Here is a 13,444-nt window from a genome sequence, read left to right as displayed (position 1 = left end):
TGCACCTGTTTTTTATTCATGAACCGTATCCAAATGTTTCACCGTTATATTTTTGAATGAGGCTGTGCCGCCGTCAGAATAAAGGGTAATGCCCTTATCTTCAGGTCTTGGGAACACTTCATTTGAAAAAACGGTTTTCCCGTCGCCGACAAATACTTCTATCGTTGTTTTATCGACGAGAATTTTCAAATGCGCCTTATGTTTGCTTACATCGTAAGGAGCTTGGCTTTCGACATAGGTATTGCTTTTGTCAGGCTGATTTGCGGCCGCTCTATTGACATATGCATAGCCGCCCTCGGCGAAAATGCCGACATCAATATGGCGTTTTTGGTCTTCCGATTCTCTCAGTCTCACGCCTGCATTCTTCAGCTCTGACCAAGAAAGATCCATATCCAGCTGATACGTATCGCCTGTGATCGACAGTGTTTTTGATCCGCTCACATCTTGATCCTCTATTTTGTCAGTTGAAATAGTCAGCTGTTCTAAAGCTTCGGCCGGCTGTGAGATGAGGCTGTATGTGCCGTCCTGTTCCTGCAGCCGGAGTTCGCGTACAACAGAATCTGTGCCGTTAAAGCCGTTCTTCATTGTCGGTGTGTTGTTGGCGTAATCCCAATTGTTCATCCAGGCAAGCGCATACCGCTTTTCTAATGGATCTGTGCTTTTGCCGTCTTCGAACGTCACGCCTCCGTACCAGTCAAAGCCGTAGTCAAGCCATTGGGCTTCAGTCTGATCCGCTGTAAATTCTTTTCCGTCGAAGCTTCCGGTCCAGTAGGCATACGTATTTGGTTTGCCCCACGGTTTGCCGTTCGCGCTCGCGCCGAGAACCCATTTATTTGTTCCGTCACTTGCCCGCATCATGTAGAGGTCGGGGCATTCCACAATGCCCGCCTGCTCAGGGAAGAAACCGCTTGTGTAACGCCAGTCCTTTAAATTTTCGGATTCATAAAATCCGACTTTTGTTCCTTCCGCCATGACCATTACCCATTTATTGTCCTGGTCATCCCATATGACTTTCGGGTCTCTGAAATCGTCTGTGCCCGGATTAGGCATAACGGGGTTATCACTGTAGGGCTTGAATGATTTTCCTTTGTCTGTGCTGTACCACAAATGTTGCTCCTGTTTTTTGTCTTTGGCAGAAGGCTGTGTCACAATCGCGATAAGCGCATTTTTTCCGAATCCGGCTGTGTTATCTTTATCGATCACAACAGAACCGGTCCAAATGTCGCCGTCTGGGTTTGTATATTTCGGAATCGCCACGCCTTCATCGGTCCAGTGCACCAAATCCTCTGATACAGCATGGCGCCATTCTGTGCCGTTGCCTTTTGGGTAATCCCGGTTATAAAGATAGAAATAATGATACTTTCCATCAAAGTAGATCGGTTTTTGGGGATCATTTTTCCATTTATCAGGAGTCGTAAAATGATATGCCGCCCGGTAGTCCGGTTTCTGTGTTGATTTTGTTTTTTTGACAGGTTCTTCGTTTGGCAATAAGTCGATAAACAGCAATATTCCTAAAAAGCTCAGGAATACGGTTAGCCATTTGCCTGCTTTTTTATAGTTCATATGGGATTCACCTTTATGATGTTGATAAGAAATAAAAGAAAATGCCAATAGGATATCGGCATTTTCTTTTGCGTTTTTATTTGTTAACTGTTAATTGTCCTTGTTCAAGGATACTGTCTTTCACAACAGATGTTTTCTTGCCTTTGATGTTCAGAAGGAAGCTTGGCGCAAACGTTGCTTGTTTGTCTGCGAAGAATCCTCTGTTTGTCATGTAGCTTGTAATCACGACATTGTTTCCTTCAGCTTGAGGAACAGCGAAGTGTGAGTAAGTAAATGTCACATCGTTAGGATCAAGATCCATTTTTAACACAAGGCCTGTTTTGTTCAGCGGCTTGTATGGGCCAGTTAGGGAATCAGAAACATAACCAAGCATGTAAATGTCATTAGATGTAATGCCGTCGATTGTCATTTTTGATCCGCGAGAGTCAGTGAACAGATACCATTTGCCATTCATTTTAAAGACGTTCGCGCGTTCGATTTCATCTGTGACTGTGTTAGATGCAATCAGCGGTTTCATCACTTTTTTCAGTGTGTAGTCATCATTTAGCTCGATCATGCCGAGTGCGCCGTTAGCTAATTCAGCAGTGCGCTTTTTATCACTTTGCAGAAGCTTTTTGCTTTCTTGACGGAAGAATGATGTGCTTTTGCCATAGTAAGTTTTGTTAAATAATGATTCTTCGCCTTGGTAGCCGTCTTCAGTGCCAGTGTTCGCTTCAAATACTAAGTATTTGTGACCTTTATCCTCTACGTAGTGCGGATCTCTCAGCGTATGGTTATCGCCTGAGCTGTAGTTGCCTTCATCGATGAACTGCTGTACATTTTGATACGTTTTGCCGTCACCGTCAAAGATTGATTTGTAATCTTCTACACCGTTGATGTTCAGAGAGCTGTCTGTAGTTGATACGTTAACTTGTGCAGTTGTCAGTGTTTGTTTGCCGTAATGTTTACCAGAAAAGTCAGTGTAGAACAAACGGATGTGACCGTCAGATGTGAATGTCGCTGAACCAGACCATTCTTGTGTTTGGTCTTTCAGGATTGAATCATTTGCATCGAATTTGTCGCTGTCTTTGAAGACGCGGCCAGCGTTTTTCCAGCTGTCAATAGAAGTTTCGCCGACTTTTTGATAGAACATGTAGATGGATGTGTCATCCGCATTTTTAGGGTCTCCCGCTAATGCAAAGACGATGTGGTAGCCGTGATAGTTTGCGACTGTGCCATCAGCGTTTTGCAATGGCCAGCTGTCCCAAACGTCCAGGCCTTTTGCAGAAGAGATATTTTTAATTGTGGATTGGTCGAATTCAGGAACCTGATATTTTTCACTTTTTTGCTGTTCAGGGATTTGCAGCATGTCATGGCGTGTAATATGGCTAATGCCGTAAGATTCCTTATACGGTTTTTGAGTTGTTTCTTTCGCAAACGCTTGAGTCGCGCCTCCTGCCAGCAGTGCAGTAGTAAAGGTTAATGCTGTTGCTTGTTTTGCAAACTTTTTGAAGTTCATCGTTCATGTCTCCTTTTTTTATGTACTGTGTTAGCGGTCTGCTTCTTCCAGCCCTCCTGTTTGAAGATGGCAAGTCAGTTACGCACAATAAAAAAAGACCTAAAATATGTAAGGGGTGACGCCAAAGAATACACTTTGCCCTTTACACATTTTAGGTCTTGCCTGCTTTATCAGTAACAAACCTGCGTGATTTACTTTTCGACATCATTCTATTAGACTCTCGTTTGGATTGCAACTGGTCTATTTTCCTCTTTTGTTTGATAGAAAATCATAAAAAGATATAAAAGTTACTAGATCTAAAGAACTAAAATATCTATTTGTTTCTTTTCATTCTCTGGATTTTTTCCAGCCACTGTTGCATGGGTATAAAGTTTCCTTTTAATAATAATTCAGAAAATGATCATTCATATACAATAACTCATTTACTAAATAATAGTGAACGGCATGTATGCAGAATGAATGTTGATCGATTAAAAAGATTATCTAATTGAGGTCTTTCACTGCTGCTATCATTTCTATTTTTAGGACAGTCGGGCAGATACCGTTTCAATGTCCTTAACGATTAATATAATAATATATTGCTAGCAAACAAATGATAGAAGCGAAAGATTTATGAGGAGGAAAAAGCCATGCCGTCACGGCCAACTAAATGGATTAAGAGGAACGATCTGCCGGAGCCTCTTTTATCACCAAGTGTTATGCAAGGAAGAAATGGAAACACCCCATCAGCTCAACAAAACCAGCTTTTCACACCAATTGCTAACCAGCCTGCTTCTGCTTTCAGAGCCACCAGCAATATGAATCTGTCAGTGGCTGCAAATGCAGCAAGCGGAGTTTTATTTCAAAATGTTCAATTTGATTTGGCGAATGAATATAACCCCGGCACATCTACATTTTCACCGAGAGCACCAGGCGTATATTCTCTTAATGCATCAGTTGAGTTTCAACCGAATGCGATTGTTGACTTCAACTTAGAAGTCGTATTTCTTGTGAATCAAAATGTGGTAGGCGGAAATAACAAAACTCAAGCAGGGAATCTCCCAGCAATCGTAGCCATTACAGAAATTCTTCAGCTAAACGCCGGAGATACGGTCACAGTTGCAATGAGAAGTACTGCAGCCGGAGTCATTCAAGCGACTACGAGAACCCGTTTTGCAGCCGCTAGAGTTCCTTCTCCGACTTCGTAAAAAGGGGTTTTTTTGATTCATGCAGGTCTAAACCGCTTTATATTAAAGTTGATTTTTCCTGTTTGAGGATTGATCAGCTTTTTTTATTATTTTCATAATATTTGAAACGTTAACAGCTTAGTAACGTACAGAGATATGGGAGGTGGAGGAATGAAGCAGAATAAAAGAAAGCACCTTAAGACGTTATTTGAGACATTAGCTGAAGAATATCAGTTCAACGGGACGATTCTGGCTGCGGAGGATGGCGATATCTTATACCATCACTCTTTCGGTTATGCGGATCTGACGGAAAAACGCCCTTTGCAAACCAACTCTTTGTTTGAGTTAGCGTCTCTGTCAAAGCCGTTCACAGCTTTGGGCGTTATATTGCTGGAGGAGAAAGGAATTCTTGGGTATGAAGACAAAGTGGAGCGCTGGCTGCCGGGCTTTCCTTATACGGGCGTCACGATTCGGCATTTATTGAATCATACGTCCGGGCTTCCTGATTATATGGGATGGTTTTTTGCCAATTGGGATCAACACAAGATTGCGGTGAATCAGGATATTGTCGATATGCTGATGAATGAGGGGCTGCCTGGTTATTTTGAGCCGAATGAAGGCTGGCTGTACAGGAATACGGGGTATGTGCTGCTGGCGGTTATCATTGAAAAAGCATCTGGCATGAGCTATGCGGATTTTATGAAAACACGTATTTTTTCACCGGTCGGCATGAAGGAAACGAGAGTGTATAATAGGAGGCTTCGGCCTGAACGGATCGATCATTATGCATACGGATATGTGTATGATGTACATTCCGAAACGTACGTCCTTCCTGATGATCTGGAGGAAACGAACTATGTTGTTTACCTCGATGGGATTCAGGGAGATGGGACGGTGAACTCTGTCGCAAGCGATTTGTTTCGCTTAGATCAGGTTTTATATGAGGACGATTTCATCAGCAACGCTTCTAAGGAAGCCGCATTTTCTCCGGTGCGCCTGAACAATGGTGAAACGTTCAATTACGGCTTTGGCTGGGTGCTGCAAAACAGTCCTGAAAAAGGGAAGATTGTCAGCCACAGCGGAGGGTGGCCCGGCTATTCGACAATGATGGTCCGATATATAGATCACCGTAAGACGCTGATCTATTTGAGCAATAAGGAAGAGGATGCTGAATATGAACAAGCGATTCTGAAGGCGGCGGAGAATATTTTATTTGGCCAGACGTATGAAATTCCGGAACGTCCTGCTGATAAAAAGAAGAAAAAAATAGATCCGTCGATATACAGCCGTTATGTTGGAAGCTACGTCTTGCAGGATGGGATGGCCGCTGCGGTGACTGCCGAGAATGAAAGGCTTTATCTGCACATCACCGGACAGCTGAGGCTGGAATTATTTCCTTCATCGGAAATCCGTTTCTTTCTGCGATCATTGTCTGTTGAAATAGAATTTGTTTTAGGTGATGAGGTTGCGAAAAGCTTTATCATCTATGAGGATGGCACAGAAGAAGAAGCGGTCCGTACGAATTAGTATTAGAAAGGATTGAACGTAATGATCGGAATATTAGCCGGAATGGGACCGAAATCGACATCGCCGTTTATTGATAAGGTCATTGATTACTGTCAGAAGCTGTATGGCGCTGAAAACGATATCGACTATCCGCACATGATGATCTATTCATGTCCGACACCCTTTTATGCGGATCGTCCCGTTGACCATGATGAGATGAAAAGGGCGATTATTAATGGAGCGATAAAGCTCGAGAAAACAGGCGTTGATTTCATTGCTCTTCCTTGTAATACGGCACATGTGTACTATGAAGAGATTCAGCGGGAATTGTCGGTTCCTTTGTTACATATCATTGAGGAAACGATAAAAGAAATTCCGCATACTGCAAAAAAAGCGGCGGTTTTAGGAACAGATTCAACCATGCAATCCGCCATCTATCAAAAAGGGCTGAAGGCAAACGGACAAGAAGCTGTTCACAATGATCATTGGCAGCAGGCTGTGAATCAGCTCATCGCCGCAATCAAACAGCCGAATCATATGGAGTACACACAAGCATTGTGGCAGACGCTATATGAAGAAATCAGTCAGCATGCAGACATCATCATTTCAGCCTGCACGGATTTAAATGCGGTGTTAGATCATATTCAAAGTGAGATTCCGATTATCGATTCCGCTGACTGTCTTGCAAAAAGCACTGTCAGCACATATCTTTCTTATCAAAGCTAACAAGGACTGTCTGCACGCAGTCCTTGTTTTTTGTGCTCCTATTGTTTGACAGCTGTACGCAATAGTATTAAAGTAAACATGTAAATAGTTACATGATTTTTTTCTGGAGGTGAGGCAGTTCTTATGAATAAGCCGGTTTTAAAACGATTTGCCTCTTTAGAAATCAAGGTTGATCCGCCTATCTCGATTGGTGAGACAGGCCTGGGACTGAGACGGTGGATTCCGATTCGTTCGGGAACAATAACCGGGGAAGTAAGAGGACGTATTTTGCCGGGCGGTGCCGATTCACAAATCATTCGCGCTGACGGCAGAACAGATTTATCTGCCAGGTATGTGATCGAAACAGCCGATCATGAACTGATTTACATTGAAAACAATGGAATACGGCAAGTCAGCGAGCCGTTTCTAAAACAAGCCGCGGCCGGGGAAATCATTGATCCGGAGCATGTTTATTTCCGTACGGTGCCGACATTTGAAACAGGCAGTGAAGCCTATCAATGGCTGCATGACCGCTTGTTTATCGGTTCCGCAGAAAGAACCCCTGATTACGTTCGACTAGACATTTATGAAGTACAGTAAAGACTAAGGAGAGTGTGAAAGATGGAAAACTTTATCGGAAGCCACATGATTTATACTTATGAAAATGGATGGGAATACGAGATTTATATTAAAAATGACCATACAATCGATTATAGAATTCATAGCGGAATGGTTGCCGGACGCTGGGTTCGGGATCAGGAAGTCAATATTGTCAAACTGACGGAGGGCGTATACAAAGTGTCCTGGACAGAGCCGACAGGCACAGATGTTTCATTAAACTTTATGCCGAATGAAAAACGCATGCACGGCATTATATTCTTCCCGAAATGGGTGCATGAACATCCTGAAATTACGGTCTGCTACCAAAATGACCACATTGACCTGATGAAAGAATCCCGTGAAAAATATGAAACGTATCCAAAATACGTTGTACCTGAATTTGCGGAGATTACTTTTCTGAAAAATGAAGGAGCCGACAACGAAGAAGTGATTTCGAAAGCTCCTTATGAGGGCATGACAGACGACATTCGCGCGGGAAAATTATAAAAACAGAAAAACCCGGAAAAGAGAGCTATTTCTCTTTCCCGGGTTTTCTTTTTGCTGAATATGCGGGGACCATTACAATTCCCGCGAAAAACAGTATAATTCCAGTCCAGCGGATGGGCTGGTAATAGGTGGTGTCACGTAAAAACACCACTGCAGACAAAATGATGATACAAGCTGCCACAACGATGACAGCGCCAATATATCCTGTTTTCCCCATGTTTATTCTCCTTGTGAAGGGAATAGTTTTTGCCTTTTTTCAGATTCAGGATCGTTTTCGATCGTAACCTCTGAATCTAAAATCAGCGTCTTCCTTGCTTCTGCGTCGTAAGCCGGCCACTTTACTTCTTTGGTGCTTGGGTTTCCTGTTTTGGCGAACGTGATCCATGCTGATTGTATGGTGTGAGAAAGCTGTTTGACCTCATCTGTAACCTCCGCGTTTGCCATCCGCTCCAACCCGTCCAGATTTCCGAAAACAAAAGGAAGCTCTAATGCGTGAAACGCTTTATTGTACGGCGGCTTATCGGGGTGCCAGTCGAATCGGTACATCCAGACAGGCGCGTAATCGGACTGGGCGGAGGCGCAGGCGACGGCCGGGCGCCAGAATAACAAATCAGTCATCATATGAATTTGGCTTTCCAGAGAGCGCGGATATAGATCGGCGGCTTTCTCGGCCAGCGGCTTCCCTAATAAATACTCGAGCGCGGCATCAAGCGTTTCCTGTGAATGAACGTCTGAGTCCGGTGTGAAAAATAAATATCCTTCATCGCGGTTTGTTCCGATTAACAGCGGAATGCCGGCGGCAGCTCCGTCCGCGATCGCTTTTTCTGGTTCTGCAGGCAGCGTTTTCGGATCAAGTGCTGGCTGGAAGAACAGCTGAAAGATGTTTTCATTTCCTGCTTTGCGGAGCTGATCGGCCGCTCTGAGCAAATCTTCCGCAGAAACCGTATGCAATCTATCCAATTGGCTTTCGTTCATTCCAAGGACCTGTAAAAAAGCTGCCGCGGTGCTAGCCGCTTTTTCTTTCGTCATTGTTCGGGAAGCGCCGCTTTCCATGATCGCCTTCTGGAACAAGCCTTTTGCCGCAGGCATAGCGAGCAGCGCGGCAATGCTCATGCCGCCTGCGGATTCTCCAAATATCGTTACGTTCTCCGGATCACCGCCAAATGCTGAGATATTGTCTCGCACCCATTTCAGTGCGGCGGCCTGGTCCAAAAGCCCAAGGTTATCCGAATACGCTTCATCAAACGAAGACAAGTGCAAAAAGCCAAACGGCCCCAGCCGATAGTTCAGTGTAACGATAATGACTTCTCCCTGCGCTGCAAGTCTTGATCCGTCGTATAATGGCTCACTGCCTGCACCAAGATAAAAAGCGCCGCCATGAATCCACACCATCACAGGCTTGTTTTGGCTCGGAGTGTCAGGCGCGAACACATTGAGATACAGGCAATCCTCGGACTGGCGGGGGAGCTCAGCATATGAAAGTGACAGCAAATCAGACGGCTGAGGGCAAACCGGGCCGTACGAGGTGGCGTCCAGTTCGTTCGCCCACGCTTCAGGCGGCGCCGGTGCTTTAAAACGCGATTGTCCGATAGGCGGCTTGGCATAGGGGATGCCTTTCCATATATGTACGCCGTTTTCGATTGTACCTTTTACTTTGCCGTACTGAGTCGTTATTGTTTTATGAGACATCGTTCTCTCTCCCTTTTTCCCCCATTATAAACAAATTTGTCCTGGAGATGCGAACGTCAGCCCTTAGCCGATATTTATCTTCCCATCGTTTTGAAAAAGGATTTAACTTCCTGGACAGTTAAGCCGATTTCTCTTGCTTCCGCCATCAGCGCTTTCCATTCTTCTATATTCGATTCTGTCAGTTTACGGTTGCGATAGGAAGCGGTTTCAGGCTGCTCTTTCTTCATTATGTTCGTAAAAGTGAACAGCTCTTCCTTTTCCATTCCGGCTTGAACGGCTTGCACAAGATGCACGCGCCATTCTTCATCACTTCCGCTGATTTTTTCATACATCATCGTTTCTGCGTCGAATAATTCTGTTAATTCTACATCCAGTGTGGCGGAAACTTTTTTTAAAAATTGAACGGACGGATTCGTATGAACGCCTCTTTCAATCTTGCTTAAATAGGATTTAGACACACCTGACTCAACAGCCAGCTGATTAATAGAATAGCCTTTTCTTTTACGGTATAAACGGATAATTCTTCCAATCATAATATAAAATTCTCCTCTATTCCTGTCGTTATTTCGTTCATTATAAGGAATTATTCGTTCTTTATAAAATTTGAAATAATAAGGGAAGTGCAGTAAATAAGAGGAAAATCATGATTTTGTTCTCTAAAGAGAACTTATTGGCTTATTTTGCAATTTTAAAATAATACTATTTTCTTTTATAATCCAATCATTAACAGAAAGGGGCGCGGGAAGCCTGAAGGCTATGAATACATGAATGAGAATATGAGTTTTAAAGAATTATATGCGATTGTCAGACACAGATTCGTACTGATTCTGCTCATCACAATCGGCGTTACCCTGATTACGGGTTTTGTGCAATTTAAGGTTATTTCACCGACCTATCAGGCGTCGACACAAGTGCTGATTCATGAATCAGACGGTGAAGAAAACTCGAATCTCAGTGACATCCAGAGAAATCTTCAATACAGCAGCACGTTCCAATCGATTATGAAAAGCACTGCCTTGATGGAAGAGGTCAAGGGAGAATTGCACCTTTCTGAATCACCTATCTCGCTGAAAGGAAAAGTCATTACCAGCAGTGAAAATGAATCAGAAATTATCACCGTTGCCGTCCAGGATCACGATCCGGCGAAAGCGGCTGAGATTGCGAACACATTAGTGAATAAGTTTGAAAAAGAAGTAGATGAACGAATGAATGTACAAGGCGTGCATATTTTATCAGAGGCGAAGGCTTCTGAAAGCCCGATGATCAAGCCGGCCAGGCTGCGAAATATGGTCATGGCTTTTGGCGCTGCAGTCATGGGCGGCATTACACTGGCATTTTTTCTGCATTTTCTCGACGATACGTGCAAAAGCGCGCGGCAGCTCAGCGAGAGAACCGGATTGCCGTGTTTAGGCTCCGTCCCTGATGTCCAAAAGAGGCGGAATCGCGGGATAAAACATTTCGGGGAGTGAAGCGAGTGATCTTTAGAAAAAAGAAAGCAAGGCGAGGTTTGGCTCAAATATCCGTATTACATAATAAGTCAGTTGTTGCAGAACAATATCGCACCATTCGGACAAACATTGAGTTCTCATCTGTCCAGACCAACTTGCGGTCTATTCTCGTCACCTCCTCTGTGCCCGGTGAAGGTAAATCGTTCAGTGCGGCGAATCTTGCGGCTGTCTTTGCGCAGCAGCAGGAAAAGAAAGTGCTGCTGGTGGATGCCGATTTAAGAAAGCCGACCATCCATCAGACATTCCAGGTTGAGAATGTAACCGGGCTGACAAATGTCCTGGTTGGTAATGCTTCACTCAGTGAGACGGTGCAAAAGACGCCGATTGATAACTTATATGTGCTGACAAGCGGGCCGACCCCGCCGAATCCGGCTGAACTTCTGTCTTCAAAAGCGATGGGGGATTTAATCGCTGACATCTATGAACAATTCAGCCTCGTCATCTTTGATTCCCCTCCGCTTTTGGCTGTTGCGGATGCTCAGATTTTAGCAAATCAGACAGACGGCAGTGTGCTCGTCGTGTTAAGCGGAAAAACAAAAAACGATACCGTCCTGAAAGCGAAGGATGCACTGGAACAATCCAATGCCAAGCTGTTAGGCGCTCTTTTAAACAAAAAGAAAATGAAAAAATCGGAACACTATTCCTACTAATAGATTGTAAAGGTGATGTCTCCTGACCTGTATCAATGGAGGCACTCGGCTCTGCTGTGGGCAGCTGATTTGCTGCCTTAGATGCTGGTCGTCGCTGGCGGGGCGTGAGGACGGGTTAAATGCCCACTTATCTGATATATACATAGGACGTGTTGTCGGTTTAGCTGCTGCCGATGTTTTGAGGACGAAAACCGCCGCAGCTAAACCGATAAAAGAATTAGGGGGGAAAAGGTTGAGTTACCGGAGAAGACTCTCAATGATTATTGCGCTGGATACGTATCTCGTTTTAAATTCAATTATTGCAGGATATCAATTTTTAAAAGATTCCTATCAATTTTATGACTCCGGAGCATTATTGCTTACCGCTGTCAGCTTGCTCCTCAGCTATCATGTATGTGCTTTCCTGTTTCATCAGTATAAACAGGTATGGACATACACAGGACTCGGCGAGCTGATCGTCCTGCTTAAGGGCATTACGCTATCAGCCGTTGTAACCGGCGTCATTCAGTATGCTGTGTATCATACGATGTTTTTCCGTCTGTTAACCGCGTGCTGGGTGCTTCAGCTTTTGTCTATCGGCGGAACCCGTGTTTTATCCAGAGTGTTAAAAGAAAGCATTAGAAAAAACCGCAGCGCCTCGTCCCGCGCGTTGATTATCGGAGCGGGTTCAGGCGGGACACTGATGGTCAGGCAGCTGCTTTCAAAAGATGATCCTGACATCATACCTGTCGCTTTTATTGATGACGACCAAACGAAGCATAAATTAGAAATTATGGGGCTGCCCGTAATCGGCGGAAAAGAAAGTATCATGCCTGCGATACAAAAACTCAAAATTAACTATATTATTATTGCCATTCCTTCACTTCGCACCCATGAGCTTCAAGTATTATATAAAGAATGTGTGCGAACGGGAGTAAACATTAAAATTATGCCTCATTTTGATGAAATGCTGCTCGGCACACGAACTGCCGGACAAATCAGAGATGTAAAAGCTGAGGATTTGCTCGGCAGAAAGCCGATCACCCTCGACACAAGTGAAATTTCGAACCGCATCAAAGGAAAAACAGTTCTCGTCACGGGAGCGGGCGGATCAATCGGCTCGGAAATCTGCCGGCAGATCAGCGCGTTTCAGCCTAAGGAAATTATTTTGCTCGGCCATGGGGAAAACAGCATTCATTCAATTTATACAGAGCTGAACGGACGATTCGGCAAACACATCGTGTTCCATACCGAAATCGCGGATGTGCAGGACCGCGATAAAATGTTTACCTTGATGAAAAAGTACGAGCCGCACGTTGTCTACCATGCAGCTGCCCACAAGCATGTGCCTTTAATGGAACACAATCCTGAAGAGGCTGTCAAAAACAACATCATCGGAACAAAAAATGTCGCGGAAGCAGCCGATATGTCGGGGACAGAGACGTTCGTGCTGATTTCATCAGACAAAGCGGTGAACCCGGCCAATATAATGGGGGCGACAAAACGATTCGCCGAGATGATTATTATGAATCTCGGAAAAGTCAGCAGAACCAAATTTGTCGCTGTCCGCTTCGGCAATGTGCTCGGGAGCCGCGGCAGTGTCATTCCGATTTTTAAAAAACAGATTGAAAAAGGCGGCCCGGTGACGGTAACACATCCGGCGATGACCCGCTATTTTATGACAATTCCCGAGGCCTCAAGACTTGTTATCCAAGCCGGGGCACTGGCGAAAGGGCGCCAGATTTTTGTTCTCGATATGGGAGAGCCCGTAAAAATTGTGGATCTTGCCAAAAACCTCATTCATTTGTCCGGCTACACGACTGAGCAGATTCCTATCGAATTCACAGGCATTCGCCCCGGTGAAAAAATGTATGAGGAATTGCTGAACAAAAATGAAGTACACGCTGAACAAATCTTTCCGAAAATACATATTGGCAAAGCGGTGGACGGCGATTGGCCTGTGCTGATGCGCTTTATCGAGGACTATAATGAGCTGCCGGAAGCCGATCTGAGAGCGAGGCTGTTTGCGGCGATCGATACAGACAAATTGACAGCTGCCAGTGCTCATTAGGG

Annotated in this window: 13 protein-coding genes; 8 read left to right on the top strand and 5 right to left on the bottom strand. The window is 44.5% G+C overall.

Annotated features, from left to right (window positions below):
* Nucleotides 1-12: 12 nt before the first annotated feature.
* The gene (locus EFK13_RS17680; protein WP_129507521.1) at nucleotides 13-1,563 is read right to left on the bottom strand and encodes a glycoside hydrolase family 32 protein; all 1,551 of its coding nucleotides are present in this window, start codon (nucleotides 1,561-1,563) and stop codon (nucleotides 13-15) included.
* A 76-nt stretch (nucleotides 1,564-1,639) separates the two neighbouring features.
* The gene (gene sacB / locus EFK13_RS17675) at nucleotides 1,640-3,061 is read right to left on the bottom strand and encodes a levansucrase (protein ID WP_129507522.1); all 1,422 of its coding nucleotides are present in this window, start codon (nucleotides 3,059-3,061) and stop codon (nucleotides 1,640-1,642) included.
* Between the two features lie 629 nt (nucleotides 3,062-3,690).
* On the opposite strand from sacB, the gene EFK13_RS17670 reads away from it, so the two are divergent.
* From EFK13_RS17670 to padC, 5 genes are all read left to right on the top strand, one after another.
* Complete coding sequence (locus EFK13_RS17670; protein ID WP_129507523.1) at nucleotides 3,691-4,248, top strand: C1q-like domain-containing protein; 558 nt, start codon at nucleotides 3,691-3,693, stop codon at nucleotides 4,246-4,248.
* Nucleotides 4,249-4,398: 150 nt separating this feature from the next.
* Nucleotides 4,399-5,754: a serine hydrolase gene (locus tag EFK13_RS17665; protein WP_129507524.1), complete on the top strand. Its 1,356-nt coding sequence runs from the start codon at nucleotides 4,399-4,401 to the stop codon at nucleotides 5,752-5,754.
* A gap of 21 nt (nucleotides 5,755-5,775) precedes the next feature.
* Nucleotides 5,776-6,459 carry an aspartate/glutamate racemase family protein gene (locus EFK13_RS17660; RefSeq protein WP_129507788.1) on the top strand — a complete coding sequence of 228 codons (684 nt, stop codon included), beginning with the start codon at nucleotides 5,776-5,778 and terminating at the stop codon, nucleotides 6,457-6,459.
* Between the two features lie 123 nt (nucleotides 6,460-6,582).
* Nucleotides 6,583-7,038, top strand: coding sequence for a DUF3237 domain-containing protein (locus EFK13_RS17655; protein ID WP_129507525.1), 456 nt, complete (start codon nucleotides 6,583-6,585; stop codon nucleotides 7,036-7,038).
* Nucleotides 7,039-7,059: 21 nt separating this feature from the next.
* Nucleotides 7,060-7,545, top strand: a complete 486-nt coding sequence (padC, locus tag EFK13_RS17650) for a phenolic acid decarboxylase (RefSeq protein WP_003235304.1) — start codon at nucleotides 7,060-7,062, stop codon at nucleotides 7,543-7,545.
* 25 nt (nucleotides 7,546-7,570) lie between these two features.
* On the opposite strand, the gene EFK13_RS17645 is transcribed toward padC, so the two are convergent.
* The 3 genes from EFK13_RS17645 to slrR form a co-directional block, all read right to left on the bottom strand.
* Complete coding sequence (locus EFK13_RS17645; protein WP_064816236.1) at nucleotides 7,571-7,762, bottom strand: hypothetical protein; 192 nt, start codon at nucleotides 7,760-7,762, stop codon at nucleotides 7,571-7,573.
* Nucleotides 7,763-7,764: 2 nt separating this feature from the next.
* Nucleotides 7,765-9,234 (bottom strand): para-nitrobenzyl esterase, encoded by a 1,470-nt coding sequence (pnbA, locus tag EFK13_RS17640; RefSeq protein ID WP_129507526.1) that lies wholly within the window; start codon nucleotides 9,232-9,234, stop codon nucleotides 7,765-7,767.
* 74 nt (nucleotides 9,235-9,308) lie between these two features.
* The gene (slrR, locus tag EFK13_RS17635) at nucleotides 9,309-9,767 is read right to left on the bottom strand and encodes an HTH-type transcriptional regulator SlrR (RefSeq protein WP_129507527.1); all 459 of its coding nucleotides are present in this window, start codon (nucleotides 9,765-9,767) and stop codon (nucleotides 9,309-9,311) included.
* Nucleotides 9,768-9,998: 231 nt separating this feature from the next.
* Here slrR and EFK13_RS17630 point away from each other — a divergent pair, with 231 nt between their 5' ends.
* The 3 genes from EFK13_RS17630 to EFK13_RS17620 all read left to right on the top strand — a co-directional run bounded on the left by EFK13_RS17630 (nucleotide 9,999) and on the right by EFK13_RS17620 (nucleotide 13,442).
* A complete protein-coding gene (locus tag EFK13_RS17630; protein WP_129507528.1) occupies nucleotides 9,999-10,703 on the top strand; it encodes a YveK family protein in 705 nt (234 codons plus the stop codon).
* A 5-nt stretch (nucleotides 10,704-10,708) separates the two neighbouring features.
* Nucleotides 10,709-11,392: a protein tyrosine kinase EpsB gene (gene epsB, locus EFK13_RS17625; RefSeq protein ID WP_129507529.1), complete on the top strand. Its 684-nt coding sequence runs from the start codon at nucleotides 10,709-10,711 to the stop codon at nucleotides 11,390-11,392.
* Between the two features lie 232 nt (nucleotides 11,393-11,624).
* A complete protein-coding gene (locus tag EFK13_RS17620; protein ID WP_193554151.1) occupies nucleotides 11,625-13,442 on the top strand; it encodes a polysaccharide biosynthesis protein in 1,818 nt (605 codons plus the stop codon).
* Nucleotides 13,443-13,444: the final 2 nt, after the last annotated feature.

The sequence above is a fragment of the Bacillus cabrialesii genome (assembly GCF_004124315.2).
Taxonomy (GTDB): Bacteria; Bacillota; Bacilli; order Bacillales; family Bacillaceae; genus Bacillus; species Bacillus cabrialesii.
Note: the sequence above shows the minus strand (reverse complement) of the source record. Positions and strands in the feature narration are given on the sequence as shown.

Excerpts from the sequence above, each read along its gene's own strand:
- EFK13_RS17680 (WP_129507521.1), bottom strand. The coding sequence starts at position 1,563 with ATGAACTATAAAAAAGCAGGCAAATGGCTAACCGTATTCCTGAGCTTT.
- sacB (WP_129507522.1), bottom strand. The coding sequence starts at position 3,061 with ATGAACTTCAAAAAGTTTGCAAAACAAGCAACAGCATTAACCTTTACT.
- EFK13_RS17670 (WP_129507523.1), top strand. The coding sequence starts at position 3,691 with ATGCCGTCACGGCCAACTAAATGGATTAAGAGGAACGATCTGCCGGAG.
- EFK13_RS17665 (WP_129507524.1), top strand. The coding sequence starts at position 4,399 with ATGAAGCAGAATAAAAGAAAGCACCTTAAGACGTTATTTGAGACATTA.
- EFK13_RS17660 (WP_129507788.1), top strand. The coding sequence starts at position 5,776 with ATGATCGGAATATTAGCCGGAATGGGACCGAAATCGACATCGCCGTTT.
- EFK13_RS17655 (WP_129507525.1), top strand. The coding sequence starts at position 6,583 with ATGAATAAGCCGGTTTTAAAACGATTTGCCTCTTTAGAAATCAAGGTT.
- padC (WP_003235304.1), top strand. The coding sequence starts at position 7,060 with ATGGAAAACTTTATCGGAAGCCACATGATTTATACTTATGAAAATGGA.
- EFK13_RS17645 (WP_064816236.1), bottom strand. The coding sequence starts at position 7,762 with ATGGGGAAAACAGGATATATTGGCGCTGTCATCGTTGTGGCAGCTTGT.
- pnbA (WP_129507526.1), bottom strand. The coding sequence starts at position 9,234 with ATGTCTCATAAAACAATAACGACTCAGTACGGCAAAGTAAAAGGTACA.
- slrR (WP_129507527.1), bottom strand. The coding sequence starts at position 9,767 with ATGATTGGAAGAATTATCCGTTTATACCGTAAAAGAAAAGGCTATTCT.
- EFK13_RS17630 (WP_129507528.1), top strand. The coding sequence starts at position 9,999 with ATGAATGAGAATATGAGTTTTAAAGAATTATATGCGATTGTCAGACAC.